General features: G+C 67.5%; 25 protein-coding genes. 18 read left to right on the plus strand and 7 right to left on the minus strand.

Features of this window, described 5'->3' with window-relative positions:
• Positions 1–366 precede the first annotated feature (366 nt).
• Complete coding sequence (locus ASC79_RS12735) at positions 367–1,377, plus strand: UbiA family prenyltransferase (RefSeq protein WP_056016772.1); 1,011 nt, start codon at positions 367–369, stop codon at positions 1,375–1,377.
• Positions 1,378–1,398: 21 nt separating this feature from the next.
• Here ASC79_RS12735 and ASC79_RS12740 read toward each other — a convergent pair whose 3' ends face one another.
• Entirely contained in the window at positions 1,399–1,815 is a 417-nt protein-coding gene (locus tag ASC79_RS12740; protein ID WP_056016775.1) for a MerR family DNA-binding transcriptional regulator, read from the minus strand.
• A 159-nt stretch (positions 1,816–1,974) separates the two neighbouring features.
• Between ASC79_RS12740 and ASC79_RS12745 the strand changes: the two genes are divergently transcribed.
• Genes ASC79_RS12745 through ASC79_RS12760 form a run of 4 tightly spaced genes read left to right on the plus strand, consistent with a single transcriptional unit; the run spans position 1,975 to position 5,059 of the window.
• The gene (locus ASC79_RS12745) at positions 1,975–2,709 is read left to right on the plus strand and encodes an SDR family NAD(P)-dependent oxidoreductase (protein WP_056016785.1); all 735 of its coding nucleotides are present in this window, start codon (positions 1,975–1,977) and stop codon (positions 2,707–2,709) included.
• Entirely contained in the window at positions 2,706–3,476 is a 771-nt protein-coding gene (locus ASC79_RS12750; RefSeq protein WP_056016788.1) for an SDR family NAD(P)-dependent oxidoreductase, read from the plus strand. The genes ASC79_RS12745 and ASC79_RS12750 overlap by 4 nt, the downstream gene beginning before the upstream one ends.
• Positions 3,477–3,512: 36 nt before the next feature.
• Entirely contained in the window at positions 3,513–4,127 is a 615-nt protein-coding gene (locus ASC79_RS12755) for a TetR/AcrR family transcriptional regulator C-terminal domain-containing protein (protein ID WP_200937183.1), read from the plus strand.
• Positions 4,127–5,059, plus strand: a complete 933-nt coding sequence (locus tag ASC79_RS12760; protein WP_056016795.1) for a fatty acid desaturase family protein — start codon at positions 4,127–4,129, stop codon at positions 5,057–5,059. Before ASC79_RS12755 ends, ASC79_RS12760 begins: the two co-directional genes overlap by 1 nt.
• Here ASC79_RS12760 and ASC79_RS12765 read toward each other — a convergent pair.
• On the minus strand, positions 5,056–5,643 hold the full coding sequence (locus ASC79_RS12765) for an HdeD family acid-resistance protein (RefSeq protein ID WP_082532094.1): 588 nt from the start codon (positions 5,641–5,643) through the stop codon (positions 5,056–5,058). The two genes, ASC79_RS12760 and ASC79_RS12765, sit on opposite strands and share 4 nt — an antisense overlap.
• A gap of 97 nt (positions 5,644–5,740) precedes the next feature.
• Between ASC79_RS12765 and ASC79_RS12770 the strand changes: the two genes are divergently transcribed.
• The 3 genes from ASC79_RS12770 to ASC79_RS12780 all read left to right on the plus strand — a co-directional run bounded on the left by ASC79_RS12770 (position 5,741) and on the right by ASC79_RS12780 (position 7,363).
• Positions 5,741–6,403 (plus strand): methyltransferase, encoded by a 663-nt coding sequence (locus ASC79_RS12770; RefSeq protein ID WP_056016800.1) that lies wholly within the window; start codon positions 5,741–5,743, stop codon positions 6,401–6,403.
• Positions 6,404–6,447: 44 nt separating this feature from the next.
• The gene (locus ASC79_RS12775) at positions 6,448–6,789 is read left to right on the plus strand and encodes a VOC family protein (protein WP_056016804.1); all 342 of its coding nucleotides are present in this window, start codon (positions 6,448–6,450) and stop codon (positions 6,787–6,789) included.
• Between the two features lie 67 nt (positions 6,790–6,856).
• Positions 6,857–7,363 carry a hypothetical protein gene (locus ASC79_RS12780; protein ID WP_056016807.1) on the plus strand — a complete coding sequence of 169 codons (507 nt, stop codon included), beginning with the start codon at positions 6,857–6,859 and terminating at the stop codon, positions 7,361–7,363.
• On the opposite strand, the gene ASC79_RS12785 is transcribed toward ASC79_RS12780, so the two are convergent.
• Positions 7,360–7,650: a hypothetical protein gene (locus ASC79_RS12785; RefSeq protein WP_156378257.1), complete on the minus strand. Its 291-nt coding sequence runs from the start codon at positions 7,648–7,650 to the stop codon at positions 7,360–7,362. The genes ASC79_RS12780 and ASC79_RS12785 overlap by 4 nt on opposite strands.
• A gap of 162 nt (positions 7,651–7,812) precedes the next feature.
• Here ASC79_RS12785 and ggt point away from each other — a divergent pair, with 162 nt between their 5' ends.
• The 3 genes from ggt (at position 7,813) to ASC79_RS12800 (ending at position 10,288) form a co-directional block, all read left to right on the plus strand.
• Positions 7,813–9,576, plus strand: coding sequence for a gamma-glutamyltransferase (gene ggt / locus ASC79_RS12790; RefSeq protein ID WP_056016813.1), 1,764 nt, complete (start codon positions 7,813–7,815; stop codon positions 9,574–9,576).
• 87 nt (positions 9,577–9,663) lie between these two features.
• Positions 9,664–10,005 (plus strand): MmcQ/YjbR family DNA-binding protein, encoded by a 342-nt coding sequence (locus ASC79_RS12795; protein ID WP_056016816.1) that lies wholly within the window; start codon positions 9,664–9,666, stop codon positions 10,003–10,005.
• Positions 10,006–10,102: 97 nt separating this feature from the next.
• Positions 10,103–10,288, plus strand: coding sequence for a hypothetical protein (locus ASC79_RS12800; protein WP_056017938.1), 186 nt, complete (start codon positions 10,103–10,105; stop codon positions 10,286–10,288).
• Between the two features lie 3 nt (positions 10,289–10,291).
• On the opposite strand, the gene ASC79_RS12805 is transcribed toward ASC79_RS12800, so the two are convergent.
• Both ASC79_RS12805 and ASC79_RS12810 read right to left on the minus strand, forming a co-directional pair.
• On the minus strand, positions 10,292–10,582 hold the full coding sequence (locus tag ASC79_RS12805; protein ID WP_056016819.1) for a UrcA family protein: 291 nt from the start codon (positions 10,580–10,582) through the stop codon (positions 10,292–10,294).
• Between the two features lie 115 nt (positions 10,583–10,697).
• Positions 10,698–10,919 (minus strand): type II toxin-antitoxin system prevent-host-death family antitoxin, encoded by a 222-nt coding sequence (locus tag ASC79_RS12810; protein WP_056016822.1) that lies wholly within the window; start codon positions 10,917–10,919, stop codon positions 10,698–10,700.
• A gap of 82 nt (positions 10,920–11,001) precedes the next feature.
• Here ASC79_RS12810 and ASC79_RS12815 point away from each other — a divergent pair, with 82 nt between their 5' ends.
• From ASC79_RS12815 to ASC79_RS12835, 5 genes are all read left to right on the plus strand, one after another.
• Positions 11,002–12,525, plus strand: coding sequence for a UbiD family decarboxylase (locus ASC79_RS12815; protein WP_056016825.1), 1,524 nt, complete (start codon positions 11,002–11,004; stop codon positions 12,523–12,525).
• 90 nt (positions 12,526–12,615) lie between these two features.
• Positions 12,616–13,017, plus strand: a complete 402-nt coding sequence (locus ASC79_RS12820; protein ID WP_056016828.1) for an MAPEG family protein — start codon at positions 12,616–12,618, stop codon at positions 13,015–13,017.
• Between the two features lie 43 nt (positions 13,018–13,060).
• Positions 13,061–14,392 (plus strand): TldD/PmbA family protein, encoded by a 1,332-nt coding sequence (locus ASC79_RS12825; protein ID WP_056017941.1) that lies wholly within the window; start codon positions 13,061–13,063, stop codon positions 14,390–14,392.
• A complete protein-coding gene (locus ASC79_RS12830) occupies positions 14,392–15,186 on the plus strand; it encodes a 3'(2'),5'-bisphosphate nucleotidase CysQ (RefSeq protein ID WP_056016831.1) in 795 nt (264 codons plus the stop codon). The genes ASC79_RS12825 and ASC79_RS12830 overlap by 1 nt, the downstream gene beginning before the upstream one ends.
• Positions 15,187–15,203: 17 nt before the next feature.
• The gene (locus ASC79_RS12835) at positions 15,204–15,440 is read left to right on the plus strand and encodes a DUF4170 domain-containing protein (RefSeq protein ID WP_056017944.1); all 237 of its coding nucleotides are present in this window, start codon (positions 15,204–15,206) and stop codon (positions 15,438–15,440) included.
• 34 nt (positions 15,441–15,474) lie between these two features.
• On the opposite strand, the gene ASC79_RS12840 is transcribed toward ASC79_RS12835, so the two are convergent.
• Together ASC79_RS12840 and ASC79_RS12845 are read right to left on the minus strand one after the other, a co-directional pair.
• Positions 15,475–16,140: a beta-lactamase hydrolase domain-containing protein gene (locus ASC79_RS12840; protein WP_056017946.1), complete on the minus strand. Its 666-nt coding sequence runs from the start codon at positions 16,138–16,140 to the stop codon at positions 15,475–15,477.
• Between the two features lie 85 nt (positions 16,141–16,225).
• Positions 16,226–16,756 carry a hypothetical protein gene (locus tag ASC79_RS12845; protein ID WP_056016834.1) on the minus strand — a complete coding sequence of 177 codons (531 nt, stop codon included), beginning with the start codon at positions 16,754–16,756 and terminating at the stop codon, positions 16,226–16,228.
• A 151-nt stretch (positions 16,757–16,907) separates the two neighbouring features.
• Between ASC79_RS12845 and ASC79_RS12850 the strand changes: the two genes are divergently transcribed.
• Positions 16,908–18,680, plus strand: coding sequence for an ABC transporter ATP-binding protein (locus ASC79_RS12850; RefSeq protein WP_156378259.1), 1,773 nt, complete (start codon positions 16,908–16,910; stop codon positions 18,678–18,680).
• Entirely contained in the window at positions 18,677–19,378 is a 702-nt protein-coding gene (locus ASC79_RS12855; protein ID WP_056016837.1) for a lysophospholipid acyltransferase family protein, read from the plus strand. Before ASC79_RS12850 ends, ASC79_RS12855 begins: the two co-directional genes overlap by 4 nt.
• Positions 19,379–19,407: the final 29 nt, after the last annotated feature.

Below are 19,407 nucleotides of genomic sequence, written 5' to 3' on the forward strand. Positions count from 1 at the left end.
GACGGATTCCGCGCGTTGCGAACGGGGAATCCGTGGAATCGGGGAACGCCAGGGCAGCGCGAAGGATCGCGCGGGCATGCTGACGATGGAGGTGCAGATCAGCCCGCTGGCGGGGCCGGGCGCGACTTAGTCGCGGAACCGTCCTGCGTAGGCGATCACGGCGACAAGCGGCATCTGCGGACGATGATTTAGTGCTGCCACGATGATCACCTCCCTGTCAGATGGTTGCGGGCCGGACGACGACGAGACGCAACCTGCGCGCATGGATTTGCCCTGTCAATCGCAATGACCGGCGTTATTTCACCCACACCGCCTAGTTGCAGTCGAGGAGTGGCCGCAACGCCACAGGCGGAGTAAAGCCAGCACATGACCGCCCAGCTCCCCGACGCCGCACCCAGCAACTGGGTCGACCGCCATGCGCCCGCCGCCCTCCAGCCGTGGCTGAAGCTCGGGCGTTTCGACCGGCCGGCCGGCATCTGGCTGCTCATGCTGCCGGGTTGGCAGGGCGCCGCCCTGGCGGCCGCCATGGATGGCAAACTTCCCGACCTTCTGCTGCTGGTGAAGATCTTCATCGGCGCGGCGCTGATGCGTGCGGCGGGCTGCGCGTTCAACGACATCGTCGACCGCGACTTCGACGCCAAGGTCGCGCGCACGGCGATGCGCCCTGTGGCCTCGGGACAGATCAGCGTCAAGCAGGCCTGGGCCTTCGTCGTGCTGTGCAGCCTGGTGTCGCTGGCCCTGCTGCTCAGCATGTCGCCGCTAGCCGTCGGTCTCGGCGTCGCCTCGCTCGGCCTGGTGGCCGGCTACCCGTTCATGAAGCGGATCACCTGGTGGCCGCAAGCTTGGCTGGGCCTGACCTTCAACTGGGGCGCGCTGCTCGGCTTCGCGGCGGCCACGGGGTCGGTCTCGGCCTATAGCTGGCTGGGCGGCCTGGTCGGCGGCGCAGACCTCGTGCCGGCCGATCAGCTGGACCTGGGGCGACTGACCCTGGCGGCCGGTCTGCTCTACGCCTCGGGGATATTCTGGACCCTCGGCTACGACACCATCTACGCGATCCAGGACCTCGAGGACGACGCCTTGGCGGGGATCAAGTCGTCCACCCGCCGTCTGGGCGCGGGCGTGCAGAAGGGCGTGCTGGTCTTCTACGTGCTGAGCTTCGCCCTGGCGCTGGCCGCAGCCTGGGCGGGCGGGCTTGGTCCGCTGTTCCTGCCGCTGGCGGCGCTGTTCGGCATGCATCTGTCGCGGCAGGCCGCGAGGATCGACATCAACGACGGGCCGCTGGCCCTGGCGCTGTTCAAGTCCAACAACCTGGCCGGGCTGCTGCTGTTCCTGGCCCTGGCGGCCGGAACCTGGAAAGGCCCCGTGGCGGGGTTCTAGACCGCCACGGGAGCTGGATCGTCAGCCGAAGGCGGCGCGTCCCGCACGCTCGGCCAAGGCGGCCTCGAGGCGGGCGCTGGCGTCGTGCAGCACGTCGATGGCCATGTCGATCTCGCGCCGCTGGGCCTCGAAGGCCTGGATGCGTTCCTTGAACTTGCCCAGGGCCTGGGTGTTCTGGGCGATCAGGTCGTCATCGCGTTCGTAAAGATCGAGGATGTCGCGGATCTCGGCCAGCGACAGGCCGACTGTCTTGCCGCGAAGGATCAGGGTGAGCCGGGCGCGATCCCGATAGGTGTAAATGCGCGCCTGGCCATCGCGGCTCGGCGAGAGCAGGCCCTGCTCTTCGTAGTAGCGAAGCGCGCGCGGGGTGGTCCCGAACTCGCGGCATAGCTGGGTGATCGTGAACGTGGTCGCTGGACGGCGAAGCCTCTGGAGCATCTAAACCTCCCGTTTTGTCTCTAATGCGCGGGGCTTGTTCCGCGCCCGTCACCCTGGAGAGTTCCCCGACCTTACGTTCACGTCAATCCTCACGTTGGGTGAGCATTGCCGCACCCCGGCTTCCGGCGTGAGGATGCCGAAAACAGGGAGGACGACACGATGGGAGAGCTGGACTTCACCGGCCGCAACGTGCTGGTCGTGGGCGGGTCGAGCGGCATCGGCAACGGGATCGCGCATGGCTTCCGTACGCATGGCGCGGCGGTCCACATTTGGGGCACGCGCCAAGCGGCCGCCGACTATTCTCCAGATGACGGCTCCGACCTTGAGGGCCTGACCTACGCCCAGGTGGATGTGGCCGACCGCGACGCCATCGCCGCCCATCGTCCCGCGTTCGATCGGCTGGATGTGCTGGTGCTCTGCCAAGGCACGGTCGTCTACAGACGGGGCGAGTTCGAGCGCGAGGGCTGGGATCGGGTCATGGCGGTGAACCTCGACAGCCTGATGGCCTGCGCTGCGAAGTTCCACGACATGCTGGCGTCGGCGAAAGGTTCGATCATCATCGTCAGCTCAGTGTCCGGCTTCCAGGCCAACCGCGGCAACCCGGCCTACGCCGCCTCGAAAGCCGGCGCGGTCAGCCTGACCAAGACCCTGGGCCAGGCGTGGGCGGGCGACGGCATCCGCGTGAACGGCCTGGCGCCCGGTCTCGTCGACACCAAGCTGACCAAGGTCACCACGGAACATCCCGATCGCCTGCGCGGAGCGCTGAACCGCATACCCGCCGGCCGGATAGGCGAGCCCTCGGACATGGCCGGCGCCGCGCTGTTCCTGGCCTCGCCGCTGGCGTCCTATGTCGTCGGCCAGACCCTGGTCGTGGACGGAGGGCTGAGCCTGTGAGCCCGCTCAGCCGTTCGCTCAAAGGATCACGGGTGCTGGTCACCGGCGCGGGCTCGGGCATGGGCCGAGCCACCGCGGAAGTCTTCGCTCGAGAGGGCGCGCTGGTGGCGGTGACCGACCATGCGTTGGCGCCGGCCCAAGCCGTCGCCGACGCCATCGCCGCTGACGGCCTGGCCGCCCAGGCGTGGAAGCTGGACGTGTCGAGCGCCGGCGAGATCGCCGCCGTCGTGCCGCAGATCGCCGAGCAGCTGGGCGGCCTGGACGTGGTGATCAACAACGCCGGCGTCTCGGCGTTCTCGCCCATCGACAGCGACAGTTATGAGGCGGTCTGGGATCGGTCGTTGGCCATCCTGCTCAGCGCGCACCAGCGGGTGATCCGCGCCGCCCTGCCCTACCTGCGCGCATCGTCGGCGCCGCGCATCGTCAACATCGCCTCCACCGAGGCGCTGGGCGCGACGGCGATGGACAGCCCCTACGCCGCGGCCAAGGCCGGGGTCACCGGCCTGACGCGCGCCCTCGCCGTCGAGCTGGGCCGCGAGGGGATCACCGTCAACTGCATCTGCCCCGGCCCGATCGCCACCGGCATGACCGCCGCCATTCCCGACGACCAGAAGGCGGTGTTCGCCAAGCGCCGCACCGCGCTTGGCCGCTATGGCCTGCCGGAAGAGGTGGCGCACGTGACGGTCAGTCTTTGCCTGCCGGCATCGTCCTACATCACCGGTGTCTCAATCCCGGTCGACGGAGGCCTGATGGCGCGCAACGCCTGAATTGACGCGCTTGTTTGTATGACGTACAAATAAGCCATGCCGAACGTGCGATCCTTGGCCGATGTCCGCGGGGTGCGAGAGCCCGGCAAGCGCATGCGCTCGCGCCTGCTCGACGCGGCGGTGGACCTGTTCAAGGCGCAAGGGCTTGCGGGCGTGGCGGTGGCGGACATCGCCGCGGCCGCCGGCGCCTATCCCAGCCAGATCACCTATTACTTCCGCACCAAGGAGGCGCTGTTCGTCGAGGCCGCCTGCCGCGAGGTGCTCTATGTCGCCCGCAAGGCCGAGGAGGCCGCGGCCCGCGCCCCGACGGGGACGAACTACAACCGCGTGCTGGTCGAGACGGTGGTCGGATCGCCGGGCCTGGCGCTGTTCGTCGAGGCGCTGTCGCTCACCCGCCGACGCCAGGATCTGGTGCCGCTGGTCGAACGGACCTTTGATCGGCTCCACGCCCAGGGCGACCGCGCCTATGCCGAGACCAAGGTCAAACGCGGCTGGTCCGGCGGCGACGATCCGGCCACGACCGCACGCCGGTTCTGGACGCTGGCGCTGGGCGTCACCCTGCGCGACGGGGCCACGGGCGCAACGACCCAGGAAGCCGTCGACGAGATGCTGGCCCTCTTGCGGCACAGCTCAAGCGGAGGACAGGACTGATGGCCGCGGCCGCTCGCCTTTCGCCCAAGGACTTCTTCACCGACCAGGAATGGGCGCCAATATCCGCACGGTCCTACTGGCGCGGGCCGGCCATGATCGCTCACGCCTGGGCCCTGATCGTCGCAGCCGGCGCGATGGTCGTGATCTGGCCGCTGACGCTGCCGCTCGCGGTGATGGTCATTGGGACGCGCCAACTGGGCCTGGCGATCCTGATGCACGACGCCGCCCACGGCGCGCTGCATAAGAACCTGAAGGTCAACGACTTCATCGGCGAGTGGCTGACCCCCGGCGGCCTTCACCGCTACCGCCCCTATCACCTGACCCATCACCGCTTCGCTCAGCAGGGCGAGGATCCGGACCTGGTGCTGTCGGCGCCGTTCCCGATCACGCCGCTCTCGCTGAAGCGCAAGATCATCCGCGACCTGACTGGCCAGACCTTCTTCAAGCAGCGGTTCGGCGCATTCGTCGCCAAGCTGAAGGCGCGCAAGGCCGGAGAGCCGCTGCTCCCGATCATCGCGCAGGAGATCAAGCACAAGCGTCGCTGGCTGGGATTCGGCCTGCTCGTCACCGCCGTGGGGACGCCATTCGGACTTTGGTGGGCCTGGCCGGTGCTGTGGGTTCTGCCGCAGGCGACCTGGCTGCCGCTGGTCACCCGCCTCCGCAACATCGCCGAACACGCCTGCATCGACGTGGGCGAGCCCGATCCGATGCGCCAGGCGCGGACGACCAAGGCCGGCTTCCTCGAGCGGCTACTGATCGCGCCCTACTATGTGAACTACCACTGCGAACATCACATGTTCATGCATGTGCCCTGCTACAATCTGCCCCGCGTGCATCGCGCGTTGCGGACCAAGGGCGTCGGCGAGCGGATGCTGATCGAACCCGGCGGCTACCTGAGCGTGCTGAAACTCGCTTCGTCGAAGGAACGCTAGAGCCCAGCCTTCTTTCTGGCCGAGCGCAGCTGGAAGGCGAGGAACAGCAGCACGACGCCTAACACCAGCCCGTAGATCCCAAGCCACCAGGTCAACACCACCGCGCCGATCACCGGTGAGACGAGCAGCACCAGGCCGAACAAGAGCGACACCACCGCGGAAAAGGCCAGCCACCCTCGCGCCGGAACCGGGCCGCGCCGCATCGACGTCACGAGCTTTACGCCGCCAGCGAACAGCGACCAGACGGCGACGATCACCACAAAGGTCACAATGCCGAGCTTGGGCATGAAAAAGAGGACCAGGCTGGCGATGATGTTCGCCACCCCCTCGACCGCCAGCAGGCCCCAGGAGTGCCGCTCGCGCATCGCCCGGAACGCGCTGAAGATGGCCAGGAAGCCGTCGGCCATCAGGTAGATCGAAAAGACCAGCACCAGCGACAGCGCCGTGGTCACAGGCGCGAACACCGCCAGAAGGCCGAACAGCACGCCGGCCACCCCGCGCAGGGCGATCGCCGGCCAGGAGACGCCATCGAACATGGACGTCAGGACCGGGTTGGGCGAACGCAATCCTTGGTCAGTAGCCATGTGCTTCTCCCGCTTGAGGGGAAAAAGGCGAAACCTAGGCGTTCGGTTCCGAACCAATTCGGCGGCGCGGCAGATTAGGTCGTGCTAGTGGGCGCGCGTGATCATCCAGACCCTGGAAGGCCGTCGCGCCTTCATCCTCGAAAATACCCGCATCCAGCCGCCGCCGCACACGCCGGAGCTGACATTGCATCTGGCCGACGAAGTCACGCCGATCTGGCGCCTGACCGAGGAGGCGCTCGCCGAGATCGGACTTCCGCCGCCGTTCTGGGCCTTCGCGTGGGCGGGCGGCCAAGCGCTCGCCCGCTATGTGCTGGACCACCCCGAAGAAGTGGCCGGCAAACGGGTGATCGACTTCGCCAGCGGCTCGGGGATCGTCGGAATCGCGGCGATGAAGGCCAGGGCCGGCCATGTGCTCGCCGCCGACATCGACCCCTTCTGCGGCGCCGCACTGGCGGTCAATTCCGAGCTCAACGGCGTTCGGCTCGACTACACCGACCAGAACCTGCTGGACGCCCCGCCCCCCGACGTCGACGTCATTCTGGCCGGGGACATCTGCTACGAGAAGCCTCTGGCCGATCAGGTCATGAACTGGCTGGCCGCGGCGCACGTTCGCGGCGCACGCATCCTGATCGGCGACCCTGGCCGCAGCTATTTTCCGCGGGTCGGGCTTGAGAAGTTGGCCGAGTACGAAGTTCAGACCACGCGCGAGCTTGAGGACCGAGAGGTCAAGAAGACCGCCGTCTGGACTCTGCCAGCGTGATCGCACATTCTGGAACGTATTAAGAACATTCGTGAGGACCGCCGATGCGGGAAGATGGCAAGATCGACTATGTTGAGCTGCCGGGCGGCGACCTGATCGCGACCAAGCGCTTCTATGAATCCGCCTTCGGGTGGGCGTTCACGGACTATGGTCCCAGCTACACCGCGTTCGAGGCGGGCCTCGACGGCGGCTTCGACGCCGACGCTGCGGCCCAGACGGACAAGCCCCTGGTCATCCTCTACGCGCACGACCTGGAGGCCATGGCCGCCAAGGTGCAGGCGGCAGGCGGCGCGATCATCAAACCGATCTTCAGTTTTCCAGGCGGACGCCGGTTCCACTTCCGCGACCCGTCCGGAAACGAACTGGCGGTCTGGTCGGAGACCTAGGGCGTCGTCGAACCGTCACGCACCGTCGCTATCGTCCGGCATCGGACGATGCTGAGGGACAGGGGCGATGAGCAAGAGCTGCGGCGAGTGCGGCATGTGCTGCAAGCTGCTCGCCATCCAGGCCCTCGACAAGCCGGCCGGCGCCTGGTGCGGACACTTCAAGCGCGGCGCAGGCTGCGGCGTCTACGATGACAGACCGCCCGCCTGCCGCGGCTTCATTTGCCTATGGCTGGATTCCGAAAAATTGGACGACGCCTGGCGGCCGGATCGCGCCAAGTTCCTGATGTACACCGAAAAGGGCGGCCAGCGGCTCAACGTCATCGTCGATCCCAATCAGCCGGGAGCCTGGAAGCGGGAGCCCTACTACCGCCGCATCAAGGCGATGTCGGAATTGGCGCTGGACGGCCGCGAACTGGTGGTCTGCATCGGCGACCGCCGCATTGTCGTCTTCCCGCACGAGGATGTGGACCTGGGCCTGGTCAATCCCGAGCACAAGCTCGTCAGCGGCTATGCCGAGCGCGACGGGGCGATGATCCCCTACGCGATGATCCTGAGCGACGTCGAAGCCAGCTAGGTCAGCTGAGAGATCATCGTCGGGTCGCAGCTGGTGGCCAGCGCCACGCCGGCGCGGTCCCTGGCGAGCGGCAGCAGTCCCTCGTCCGCCTGGGTCGACGGCAGGGTCATCGCATAGCAGGCCTCGGCCGAGCTGCTCATAGCGCCCAGCAGCCGGACCATGTCCTGCTCCAAGATCCAAGTATCCGCGGCGATCTCGTCGGGCGACGCCTGCTGGCCCGCCATCTGGCTGAAAGCCAGGGCGGCAAGCAACGCCGCCGACGCCGCCAAGGCGTCGATTGTTCGCATGTCTATCCCCTGGCGCCATATAGCCGAGGCTGGTCCGCCGGGGCAATCTAACGATGCGGTCTGCACGGCGAAACGCTGCATGCTCCCCTCCGAACGGACGCGCGCGGGGCAAACTTCACCCTATAGTGGGTCGTCGCCGAGCATTCGATTTCCGGAGTTCCCATGCGCCGCCGCACCTTCCTCGCCGCCCTGCCCGCCACCGCCCTGGCTGGCGGCGCCATGGCCCAGAGCCGCGCCGACAACCCCAACCGCGATCGCCCCGACGTCCATGGCGGGGACCGGATCGACGGGGCGACCTTCGCCTCGCGCAGCGCCGCCTGGGGCGCGCACGGCGCCGCGGCCACCGCCCATCCGCTGGCGAGCCTGGCGGCCCTCGACGTCCTGCGGCTGGGCGGGTCGGCGGTCGATGCAGCGATCGCGGCCAATGCTGTGCTCGGCCTCGTGGAGCCGATCGCCTGCGGCATCGGCGGCGACTGCTTCGTCATGGTCTGGGCCCCGAAGACCCGGCGCGTGGAGGGCCTGAACGGTTCTGGCCGCAGCCCCAAGGGCCTGTCGCTGGAGACGGTGCGCGGCCGGGCCAAGAATGGACTGATCCCATCCTATGGCGCGGTCTCGGTCAGCGTCCCCGGCGCCGTGGACGCCTGGTGGACCCTGCATCTGCGCTACGGGAAGCTGCCGTGGAAGGACCTGTTCGCGCCGGCGATCATCTATGCTGAAGAGGGGCACGCCGTGTCCCAGAACGTCGCCTACTACCTCGACCGCTCCCTGAAGAACTTCACCCGGCCCACCTCAGGCATCGAAGAGGTCGAAAACTTCAAGACGATCTGGGCGCCGGACGGCCGTACGCCGAAGGAAGGCGAGGTCTTCAAGAACCCGGCGCTGGGCCGCACCTATCGCCAGATCGCCGCAAACGGCCGCGACGGCTTCTATGGCGGCGAAGTCGCACAGACGATCGAGGCCTACTTCAAGCGTATCGGGGGCTGGATGACCAAGGCCGACCTGGCGGCGCACCATGCGCGCTGGGATCCGCCGCACAAGGTCAACTACCGCGGAGTCGACGTCTGGGGCCTGTCGCCCAACAGCCAGGGCCTAGCGACCCTGCAGATGCTGAACATCATGGAGACCTTCGACTTCAAGGCCATGGGCTTCCAGTCGGCAGCGGCGATCCACCATGCCGTCGAGGCCAAGCGCCTAGCCTTCGAGGACCGCGCCAAGTTCTACGCCGACCCCGACTTCTTCAAGGTCCCGACCGAGTGGCTGCTGTCGAAGGAGTATGCGCGCGAGCGGGCCAAGCTGATCTCGCCCGGCAAGATCCTGACGCCGGTGTTCCCCGGCCAGGCGCCGAGCCGGGGCGACACTACCTATTTCACCACCGCCGACGCCAACGGGATGATGGTGTCGATCATCCAGTCGAACTACCGCGGCATGGGCTCGGGCCTGTCGCCGGACGGTCTGGGCTTCATGTTCCAGAACCGCGGCGAACTGTTCGCTCTGGAGGACGGCCACGCCAACATCTACGCGCCGGGCAAGCGCCCCTTCCAGACCATCATCCCCGGCTTTGCGACCAAGGGCGGCGACCCGTGGCTGTCGTTCGGGGTCATGGGCGGAGACATGCAGCCGCAGGGCCAGGCGCAGATCATCTCGAACATGGTCGATTTCGGCCTGGGCGTTCAGGAGGCTGGCGACAGCCCGCGCTGGCATCACGGGGGGTCGTCCGAGCCGACCGGCGAGGCCCAGAAGGGGATCGGCGTCCTCAACCTGGAAACCGGCGTGCCCGAAGCGACCCGCGCTGCGCTGGCCGCGATCGGCTGGAAGCTCGCGCCCGACCCAGGCGGCTATGGCGGCTATCAGGCCATCGAGCGCTGGCCGGGCCGCTACGCCGCGGCGACCGAGATGCGCAAGGACGGCGTGGCTCTGGCCTACTGATGGAGCCGACAACCCGCGCCAAGCGATCCTGATTGACGCCTGCGCAGATGGGGTGAAGCTGGCCTCGGCCACCAAGAGGGACGCATCATGACCCCTGATGAGTTGCGCGAGATCGTGCTGGCCTTTCCAGGCGCCGAGGAAGGCGTGTCCTATGGCCAGCCGTCGTTCAAGGTGAACGGCAAGTTTTTCACCCGGCTGCGACGTGAAGATCAAAGCGTGGTGCTGCTGGACGTCAGCCATGACGAGCGTGAGATGCTGATGGAAGCCGAGCCGGCCACATTCCACATCACGCCGCACTACAAGGACTATCCCAGCGTGCTGGCCAGGATCGGAACCCTGCATCCGGGATCGTTGCGGAACTTCCTCGATCGCCGCTGGCGCAAGATTGCGCCAAGGAAGCTGGTAAAGGCCCGCGACGCCGGCGCCTGAACGCTCAGCGACAAATTTCTTGGAACGGAGATGGCTTCCGTTCGCTCCCAAGGCGATGGTGGGCGTACGCCGCGACGCCCGCGGACAGGAGATGATTATGGCCCAGCCGAAACCGCTCGAGCGCTTCGAGTTCGAAGAAACCGACGAGGGCTACCTGCTGACCGTGGCCGGCGCCGGTGGCGAGCCTGTCGCGCTGGAAGTCACGCCCGACCAGATGGACGCCATCATCGACGCCCTGAACGAGGTTCTAGGCGGCGATGACGACTTCGAAGACGAAGACTGAGCCCTAGCGGATCGCCAGGCCGGTCCGAACCTGAGCCGACGCCTGGGCCAAGGTTTCCTTGTAGCAATCCGAACGCGCGATGGCCTGCTTGACCATTCGGGCGCTGGCTTCCTGCGCGCCGCAGGCGGCGAGCGAGGCGGTCTCGAGACGCTTCTGAAGACGCTCGACATCCGCCGGGCGGCCGGCATTGAGGTCGGCGACGCGGATGACCGACGAACCGAAACCGGCCGGAGCGGCGACGGCGGAGCCAGCGACCATCGCGAGCGCAGCCGAAATTGCGAAGATTTTGAGCATGGCGTTTCCCTACTGCCAAAAGATGTCGCAGCCGAGAGGCTCTGCGGCCTCGTTACGCCACAACGCTTGACAGATATGGGGTTTGCGCCCGCCGCGCCACCCGAAAAGACGTGATCTAGAACTCGTCTTCCATGGCCGATCGGAACTGCTCGAAAATCTCGGCGGCGCGTTCGTTGCTGGGCTGCTCAGGTTCGGCCTCTGGAACGGGAGACGCCACGCCGATCAGCCGGCCAGCCACCGCGCCGTTCTGGACGAGCAGCAATTCTTCCCCCTCCTCCACGGCGGCGAGCAGTTGCGCGAGTTTGGGCGGCAGGTCGTCGAGGTCGATGCGCTTCATGGGCGAGGATTTTACCGGCGTCGCGCAGGTGACACCAGGGCCGCCCCGCCCTAGACCAAGCCCCAGCACGAATGGAGGGCGCATGGCCTATCGGTCCCTGAGGGATTTCATCGCCAAGCTGGAAGCGGCGGGCGAGTTGGTGCGGGTTAGCGAGCCGGTGTCCAGCGTGCTGGAAATGACCGAGATTCAGCGCCGACTCCTGGCGACCGGCGGTCCGGCCGTGCTGTTCGAGAACGTCATCCGCGCCGACGGCGAGCGCTCGACCATGCCCTGCCTGGTCAATCTGTTCGGCACGGTGAAGCGCGTGGCCATGGGCGTGACCCTCGAGGGCCAGGAGCGCACCACCGCGGGCGAACTGCGCGAGGTCGGGGAACTGCTGGCGTTCCTGCGCAGCCCCGAGCCTCCGCGCGGCCTGAAGGACGCCTTCGAGATGCTGCCGCTGGCCAAGACGGTCATGTCGATGCGCCCGGCCACCGTGAAGAAGGCGCCGGTGCAGGAGGTGGTCTGGACGGGCGATCAGATCGACCTGACCAAGCTGCCGATCCAGACCTGCTGGCCGGGCGAGCCCGCGCCGCTGATCACCTGGCCGCTGGTGGTGACCAAGGGGCCGTCCGACGAGCGCGAGGACGACTACAACCTCGGCATCTATCGCATGCAGGTGCTGGGCAAGGACAAGACGATCATGCGCTGGCTGGCGCACCGCGGCGGCGCCCAGCACCACCGCCGCTGGAAGGCGGCCGGCAAGCCCGATGCGCTGCCCGCCGCCGTGGTGATCGGCGCAGATCCGGGCACCATCCTGGCGGCCGTCACGCCGGTGCCGGAGACCCTTTCCGAATACCAGTTCGCCGGCCTGATGCGCGGCGCCAAGGTCGATCTGGTCCAGGCCAAGACCGTACCGCTGCTGGTGCCGGCCCAGGCGGAGATCGTCATCGAAGGCCACGTCATGCTGGACGAGTACGCCGACGAAGGCCCCTACGGCGATCACACCGGCTACTACAACTCGGTCGAGCAGTTTCCAGTGTTCAAGGTCAGCGCCATTACGATGCGCAAGGACCCGATCTACCTGACCACCTTCACCGGCCGGCCGCCGGATGAGCCGAGCGTGCTGGGCGAGGCTCTGAACGAGGTCTTCATCCCTCTGCTGCGCCAGCAGTTCCCGGAGATCATCGACTTCTGGCTGCCGCCGGAGGGCTGCTCCTACCGCATCGCCGTCGTCTCGATGAAGAAGGCCTACCCCGGTCACGCCAAGCGCGTGATGATGGGCGTCTGGAGCTTCCTGCGTCAGTTCATGTACACCAAATGGGTGATCGTCGTGGACGACGACATCAACGCCCGCGACTGGAAGGACGTCATGTGGGCGCTGTCGACCCGCATGGACCCAGCCCGCGACATCACCCTCGTGGAAGGCACCCCGATCGACTACCTCGACTTCGCCTCGCCCGAGAGCGGGCTGGGCTCGAAGATCGGCCTCGACGCGACCAACAAATGGCCGCCCGAGACCCATCGCGAATGGGGCGAGAAGCTTGGCATGGACGAGGCGACGGTAAAGGCGGTCAGCGAGAAGTGGGCCCGACTAGGCCTGCCCGGCGGCGGCGAGCCGGTCTGACTAGGTCGTGACCAAGCCAAGCCTTGCCCTTTAAGTGAATCCAAGTTCCAACTGCGCCACTTCGCGGGGGCGGGAGAGGGACAATCTAGTATGGACGCCGTGACATCCGGCCACGCTGCGGCCCTATGGGTCGGGCTGCACCTGATCCTGCTGCTCGTGCTGTCTCTGCTGGTCGTCCGCCAGCGGCGCCGTCACAAGGTGGCGCTGGGAGACGGCGGCGTGCCGGAACTGGCGCAGGCGATCCGCGCCTTCGGAAACGCCACCGAGTACGTGCCCGCGGCGCTGGCGGGGATTGCGGTGCTGGCCATGGTCGATGCGCCGCCGCTGGCCGTGCACCTGACCGGCTTCATGCTGTTCGTCGGCCGCGGCCTGCACGCGTTCGGCCTGTCGCGCAGCGGAGGCTCTTCGTTCGCCCGCTCCATCGGCGTCACCCTGACCTGGCTGGCCTACGTGTTCGCCAGTGTCGCCCTGTTGTTCTACGCCATCGCGTGAGGCGCGGCTTGCCGCGGGCCGCGCATCCCGCCATATGGCCTGGATGGATGAAAGCCTCCTAGCCGATGTCGTCGCCGCCGCGCTGAAAGCCGGAGCGGACTCCGCCGAAGCCGTCGGGGCGCAACGCGCCGCGCTCGGCATCAATGTCCGGATGGGCGAACTTGAAGAGGTCGAGCGCGAGGAAAGCCGCGATCTCGGCCTTCGCGTGTTCGTCGGCCAGCGGCAGGCCACGGTCTCCGGATCGGACATCTCGGCCGTAGGCCGCGCCAAGCTGATCGAGCGGGCGGTGGCGATGGCCAAGCTGGCGCCCGAAGACCCGTACGGCGGGCTCGCTCCCGAGGAGCGGCTGGCCAAGGGCCCGTTCCCGGACCTCGACCTCTACGATCCGCAGGAACCCTCGCCTGAGTCGCTCGAGGAAGTAGCCCGCGCCGCTGAAGAGGCCGCCCGCGCCAATCCCAAGATCACGAATTCCGACGGCGGTTCAGCCTCAGCCTCGTCGTCGCATTGGCGGCTGGTGACCTCCACTGGGTTCTCCGGAGTCTACAAGGCCTCTGCGTTCTCGCTGACCGCCTCGGTCGTGGCTGGTGACGGCGAGACGATGGAAAGCGGCTATGACGGACGATCGGCGCGCTGGCGCGGGGATCTGCCCAGCGCCCAGTCGATCGGCGAAGAGGCCGGCCGCCGCGCCGCCCAGCGCCTGGGCGCGCGCAAGATCGACTCGACCACGGCCCCGGTGATCTTCGAAAATCGGGTCGCCATGTCGCTGATCAGCCCGCTGATCGGAGGCATCGCCGGCCCGTCCATCGCGCGCGGCACCTCGTTCCTGAAGGACAAACTCAACGCCCAGCTCTTCGCCAAGGGCGTGAACATCGTCGACGATCCGCACAAGGTCCGCGGCCTTGGCTCTTCGCCGTTCGACGACGAAGGCGTCGCCAATCGTCGTTGGGCGCTGATCGAAGACGGCGTCCTGACGACCTGGCTCATGAACGCATCGTCGGCTCGCCAGCTCGGCCTTGAGACCACCGGCCACGCCTCTCGCGGGCTCGCAGGCGCGCCCGGCGTCTCGACCACCAACCTGACCCTCGAGCCGGGGACCTCCAGCCAGACCGACCTGATCGCCCAGGCCGGCAAGGGCCTGCTGATCACCTCGATGTTCGGCCCCTCGCTCAACGGCAACACCGGCGACTGGTCGGTGGGGTGCTCGGGTTTCTGGTTCGAAGGCGGCGAACTCGCCTATCCGGTCGCCGAGATCACCGTGGCCGGCAACCTGATCGACATCTACGGCCGCCTGGTCCCAGGCTCCGACCTGGAGATCCGTGGCTCGGCCAACTCGCCGTCCCTGCTGGTCGACGGCCTGGCGATCGCCGGGCGCTGATGACGGATCCCGCCCAGGACCTCGAACTGATCACGCAGGCCGCGTTCGAGGCCGGGGCGCTGGCCCTGAAGCTGCGCAGCGAAGGACTGGAGACCGCCTACAAGGAAGGCGACTCGCCGGTCACCAACGCCGACCTGGCCACTGACGCCCTCATCAAGCAGCTGCTGACCAGCGCCCGCCCCGACTACGGCTGGCTCTCGGAAGAAACGGCTGACGACCCGGCCCGGCGTTCGTGCAAGCGGTTGTTCGTCGTCGACCCGATCGACGGCACCCGCGCGTTCATCAAGAACCGGCCCTGGTGGGCGGTCTCCGTCGCCGTCGTGGAGGACGACAAGCCGATCGCCGGCGTGGTGTTCGCACCCGACGTGGACGAGACCTACCAGGCGATCGCAGGCGCCGGCGCCACTCTCAACGGCCAGACTATCCACGCCTCGGACCGCAATGTCGTGGAAGGCTGCGGGATGGTCGGCGACGCACGCATGTTCGCCCACCCGGCCTGGCCCACGCCCTGGCCGGAAATGCGGATCGAGGCGCGCAACTCGACGGCGTATCGACTTTGCGCCATCGCGGCGGGGACCTTCGATGCAACCATGGCCCTGGTTGCGAAGTTCGATTGGGATCTGGCGGCCGCCGACCTCATCGCCCGGGAGGCGGGCGCCTTCGTCGGCGACCACCAGGGACGGCCGTTCGCGTACAATGGCGTAAAACCTGCGCAACCGAGCCTGGTTTGCGCCGCTCCGCGATTGGCCCCATTGATCCTGGAGCGCGTACGGCATATCGACCTACCCAACTGACCAATTTGGGGAACATCATGCCCGAGAAGCAGCTTCTGCACCTCGTCATCGGCGGCGAACTTGAGGATCTGGAGCACAACACGTTCCGAGATCTGACGAAGATCGACCTCGTCGGCGCCTTCGCCAGCCATGGGGAAGCAGTGGCCGCCTGGCGCCGCAAGGCGCAGGAGACCGTCGACAACGCGCACATGCGCTACTTCGTGATTCACGCTCACAAGCTGCTGGATCCCGACAAGGATCCGCAGGAGGACTGAAGCTCCGGCGACGGGCCTCCCTAACGAGGGAGGCCTACTCCCGCTTCAGAACACCTTCCGTCAGCAGACGGCCCCACATGTTGGCGCGGAAGTCGGCCTTGATCGCGGCCTCGTCATAGGCGTCGCTGTCGACCCATTCCAGGAAGCTCTGACCCTTGGGCTCGCCTTCGGCCAGATAGCGCTCGAAGGTGTAGTCGAGGACCCCGGTCTTGCCCTGCTTCACATGCAGGTAGCGGATGTGCAGCTGGTCCAGCGCCTCGCGGATCGGCAGGCCCTTGCGGAAGTGCATGTAGAATACACTCATGATGCCCGCCCGGTCCGCGCCGGACTTGCAGTGCATCAAGGCCGGATACTCGATCGTCTCGAACAGTTCCTTGGCGCCGTGCACCCGCGCTCGGCTGGGCACCTCGCGGGATGTGATGGTGAAGTCGACCATCTTCAGACCAAGGCGCGCGCAGGCGTCCTTCTCAAGCGCATGGAAGCTGGCGTCGAACCCACCGCGCAGATTGATAACGGTCTTGATGCCGCGCCGCTTCCACTCCGCCAGCTGGTGGGGCCAGGGCTGATTGGTGCGCACCAGCTCGTCGCTGATCCAGTGCGCGTTGGAGAAGCCCAGGCGCAGGTAGGCGTGGTCCTTCCAGAGATAGTCCAGATAGGTCGCGACGCGCCCCTTGGGCGTGGAGAGGTCAAAATCGGCCAAGGGGGCTTCCTGCATTGCGGGGGCCTAGATAGGCGCTTCGGCTGCGCAGCGGAAGCCGGACGCGACGTCTCGCCCCGGCGCCGCGTCAGGTGGCCGGCTTCAGGACGGCCGTGAAGCCCGCGACCTTGCCGCTGCTGGGCATCAGGGCGCAGGTGAAGGTGAAGTCGCGCCAGGTCGAACCGGAGCGGACCTGACCGACGCCGGTCAGGCTTCGCGTACTAACCAGGGTCAGCGTCTTGGGGTCGTCCGTTCCCAGGAACACCCGATCGGCGCCCGGAACCTGCTTCTTCAGCGCCGGCAGCGCGGCCGGCCGGCAGATCGCTTCGGCGACCTTCTTGGCGTTGTTCCAATTCGAAGCGAGATTGCGCTCCTCGGGCGTCCTGAGCGCAGCGATGGACTTGGCGATCTCGGCGTTCTGGGCGCGCGACAGGGCGGGCTCGCCGGACAGCACCGGCGGCGGCGCGGCGGGCGGCAGGGGAACCGTAGCGGGCGAGGACGCCACAGGCTTTACGGCGGGCGCGATCGCTGGCTTGAGGGCAGGCGTCGCAGGCGGTGGCTGCGCGACGGCGACGGCCGGCGCGAGGATCAGTCCCACGGCGAATGCGACGATGCGCATGACAGTCTCCTTAGGGGTAATGTTTGCCCGAGGCGCCCTCGAAAATCGCATCGCGCCCTCTGTTTCACCCCGATCGACACCATATGCCGCCTTTGCGCTGGGCCAAGACGCCTTCTTGACTTCGCCGCGCCGAGAGCCGACCCCAGGACTGATGAGCGAGCCCGCCGACGAACTTTCCACCCGCGCCGTCGTCGCCCGGATCGCGCGCGTCTATATGGCGCCGCGCTGGAAGGGCTGGACAGTGGCGATGGTCGCGGCGATCGCCGTGGCCTATCTGAGCGCCAGCCTGATCCAGATCCTGGAGCCGGCGATCAATGACCTGCTGGTGAACCACAAGCCCGGCACGCTGCTGGCCGTGCCGCTGACCATCGCCGGCCTGGCCATCGCCCGCGGGCTGTCGCAGGTAATCCAGGCCACCCAGGTCAACCGCATCGGCAACGAGGTTGTCGGCCAGGTGCAGGTGCAGTTGTTCGGCAAGCTGGTCCGCGCCGACCTGGCCCGCCTGCGCGCCGGGCATACCGGCTCATTCGTGTCCTCGGTGCTCTATGACGCGGGCCTGATCCGCGAGGCCGCGACCGCCGGGATCATCAACTACACCCAGCACCTGCTGACCGTGATTGGGGCGATCGTGGTGATGGTCAGCAACGACCCGATGCTGTCGCTGACGCTGGTCGTCGCCGCGCCGCTGTCGACCTGGGTCATGCGCCGGTTCTCCAAGCGCACCGTGAAGGCCACCAAGGGCGCGATGGCCGAAACCTCGGCGCTTTCGACCGCGATCATGGAGAGCCTGGATGGCGTCCGTGTCGTCAAGATCGAGAACCGTGAAGCCTATGAAGAGAACCGCGTCGCCGAGGTGGTGAAGCGGCGGCAAAAGTTCCTGGTCAAGGGAGCCAACGCGCGCGCGCGCGCTGCGCCGGCGACCGAGACGCTGATGACCCTGATTACCGCCGGCGTCATCGCCTACGCTGGGTGGCGCTCGCAATCGGGCGGCATGAACGTCGGGGCGTTCGTCGCCTTCATCGGCGCGCTCGGCCTCGCCTCGCAATCGCTGCGCCAACTGGCGAACCTGCAGACGGTGATGGCTGAGGGCCTGTCAGCCGCCCGCCGCCTGTTCGCCGCGCTCGATGTCGAACCGGAGGTGCGCGAGCGCCCTGGCGCCAAGCCGCTGGTCATCACCGACGGCACGGTCGCCTTCGACAACGTCGGCTTCGCCTATGGCGCCGAGGACCGCCCAGCCCTGCAAGGCGTCAGCTTCGAGGTGCGGCGCGGCGAGACCGTCGCCCTGGTCGGCCCCTCCGGCGGCGGCAAGACCACGATCCTGAACCTGATCCCCCGGTTCTACGACGCCAGCAGCGGCAAGGTGACCATCGACGGGGTCGACGTACGCGACGTGACGCTGGCCTCACTGCGCGACCACGTGGCGCTGGTGACGCAGGAGCCGTTCCTGTTCGACGACACCATCCACGCCAACATCGCCTATGGCCGGCCCGGCGCCACCGACGCCCAGATCATCGAGGCGGCCAAGGCCGCCGCCGCTCACGAGTTCATCGGCGCGCTGCCTGACGGCTATTCGACCCTGGTCGGCGAGGCCGGCGCGCGGTTGTCCGGCGGCCAGCGCCAGCGCATCGCCATCGCCCGCGCCTTCCTGAAGGACGCCCCGATCCTGCTGCTCGACGAGGCGACCAGCGCCCTCGACACCGAGAGCGAGGCTCAGGTCCAGGTCGCCCTGTCACGATTGATGACCGGGCGCGCGACGATCCTGATCGCCCATCGGCTGTCGACCGTACGCGGCGCGGACCGCATCTATGTGATCGAGAAGGGCAAGGTGGTCGAGACCGGCGACCATGCGAGCCTGATCAAGAAACGCGGCCTCTACGCCCGGCTCGCCAAGAGCCAGGACCTGGACATGGAACCCGCGATTTGAAGAACCTGCTGCGTAACCCCGGCGTCCAGACCTTCCTGAGCTGGCTGCTCTGGCTCCACCTGATCATCACCCTGAAGAGCCGCCGCTGGGTCCACGACAATCTCGCCTGCGTCGAGCCGGTTCTGACCGACGGCAAGCCGGCCGTGGGCCTGTTCTGGCACGGGAGCATCCCTCTGTGCCTTGGCCTGGCCCCCGTCTGGTGGCGGCGCGACAAGGTCCGCTGCATGGTCTCGCCCTCGGCCGATGGCGAGTTCATCGCCCAGGCGCTGTCGCGCGCCGGCTTTCCCGCCATCCGCACCTCCTCGGCCAAGAAGGGCGACACCGCCAAGGCGCGGCAGGCCGTCGCCGCCATCCGCGAGGCCATCAACTGGGTCAATGACGGCGGCGTGCTGATCGTCACCCCCGACGGCCCACGCGGTCCCGCCGAGGTCATCGCCCAGGGCTCGCTGCAGATCGCCAAGAAGACCGGCGCGCCGATCTACCTGATGGGATTGGCGGTTTCCCCGGCCATCGTGCTCGACACCTGGGACAAGGTGACCTTCGCCTGGCCGTTCGGCCGCGGCGCGACTGCCTGGGACGGTCCCTTCTACGTGCCCGCCGACGCAGGCGAGGCGGAGATCTCCGCCCTGATCGAAGACCTGTCGGCCAGACTGACCGCGACGACCAAGCGAGCCGAGGCCCTCGTCGGCCGACGTTGATCCTTTCGAGCCGCGGTGACACATAGGGT

The sequence above is a fragment of the Phenylobacterium sp. Root1290 genome (assembly GCF_001425305.1).
In the GTDB taxonomy this organism is placed as follows: Bacteria; Pseudomonadota; Alphaproteobacteria; order Caulobacterales; family Caulobacteraceae; genus Phenylobacterium.

What these genes read in the sequence shown, in the direction of transcription:
- ASC79_RS12735 (WP_056016772.1), top strand. Translation starts at nt 367, where the DNA reads ATGACCGCCCAGCTCCCCGACGCCGCACCCAGCAACTGGGTCGACCGC.
- ASC79_RS12740 (WP_056016775.1), bottom strand. Translation starts at nt 1,815, where the DNA reads ATGCTCCAGAGGCTTCGCCGTCCAGCGACCACGTTCACGATCACCCAG.
- ASC79_RS12745 (WP_056016785.1), top strand. Translation starts at nt 1,975, where the DNA reads ATGGGAGAGCTGGACTTCACCGGCCGCAACGTGCTGGTCGTGGGCGGG.
- ASC79_RS12755 (WP_200937183.1), top strand. Translation starts at nt 3,513, where the DNA reads ATGCCGAACGTGCGATCCTTGGCCGATGTCCGCGGGGTGCGAGAGCCC.
- ASC79_RS12760 (WP_056016795.1), top strand. Translation starts at nt 4,127, where the DNA reads ATGGCCGCGGCCGCTCGCCTTTCGCCCAAGGACTTCTTCACCGACCAG.
- ASC79_RS12765 (WP_082532094.1), bottom strand. Translation starts at nt 5,643, where the DNA reads ATGGCTACTGACCAAGGATTGCGTTCGCCCAACCCGGTCCTGACGTCC.
- ASC79_RS12775 (WP_056016804.1), top strand. Translation starts at nt 6,448, where the DNA reads ATGCGGGAAGATGGCAAGATCGACTATGTTGAGCTGCCGGGCGGCGAC.
- ASC79_RS12780 (WP_056016807.1), top strand. Translation starts at nt 6,857, where the DNA reads ATGAGCAAGAGCTGCGGCGAGTGCGGCATGTGCTGCAAGCTGCTCGCC.
- ASC79_RS12785 (WP_156378257.1), bottom strand. Translation starts at nt 7,650, where the DNA reads ATGCGAACAATCGACGCCTTGGCGGCGTCGGCGGCGTTGCTTGCCGCC.
- ggt (WP_056016813.1), top strand. Translation starts at nt 7,813, where the DNA reads ATGCGCCGCCGCACCTTCCTCGCCGCCCTGCCCGCCACCGCCCTGGCT.
- ASC79_RS12795 (WP_056016816.1), top strand. Translation starts at nt 9,664, where the DNA reads ATGACCCCTGATGAGTTGCGCGAGATCGTGCTGGCCTTTCCAGGCGCC.
- ASC79_RS12800 (WP_056017938.1), top strand. Translation starts at nt 10,103, where the DNA reads ATGGCCCAGCCGAAACCGCTCGAGCGCTTCGAGTTCGAAGAAACCGAC.
- ASC79_RS12805 (WP_056016819.1), bottom strand. Translation starts at nt 10,582, where the DNA reads ATGCTCAAAATCTTCGCAATTTCGGCTGCGCTCGCGATGGTCGCTGGC.
- ASC79_RS12810 (WP_056016822.1), bottom strand. Translation starts at nt 10,919, where the DNA reads ATGAAGCGCATCGACCTCGACGACCTGCCGCCCAAACTCGCGCAACTG.
- ASC79_RS12815 (WP_056016825.1), top strand. Translation starts at nt 11,002, where the DNA reads ATGGCCTATCGGTCCCTGAGGGATTTCATCGCCAAGCTGGAAGCGGCG.
- ASC79_RS12820 (WP_056016828.1), top strand. Translation starts at nt 12,616, where the DNA reads ATGGACGCCGTGACATCCGGCCACGCTGCGGCCCTATGGGTCGGGCTG.
- ASC79_RS12825 (WP_056017941.1), top strand. Translation starts at nt 13,061, where the DNA reads ATGGATGAAAGCCTCCTAGCCGATGTCGTCGCCGCCGCGCTGAAAGCC.
- ASC79_RS12830 (WP_056016831.1), top strand. Translation starts at nt 14,392, where the DNA reads ATGACGGATCCCGCCCAGGACCTCGAACTGATCACGCAGGCCGCGTTC.
- ASC79_RS12835 (WP_056017944.1), top strand. Translation starts at nt 15,204, where the DNA reads ATGCCCGAGAAGCAGCTTCTGCACCTCGTCATCGGCGGCGAACTTGAG.
- ASC79_RS12845 (WP_056016834.1), bottom strand. Translation starts at nt 16,756, where the DNA reads ATGCGCATCGTCGCATTCGCCGTGGGACTGATCCTCGCGCCGGCCGTC.
- ASC79_RS12850 (WP_156378259.1), top strand. Translation starts at nt 16,908, where the DNA reads ATGAGCGAGCCCGCCGACGAACTTTCCACCCGCGCCGTCGTCGCCCGG.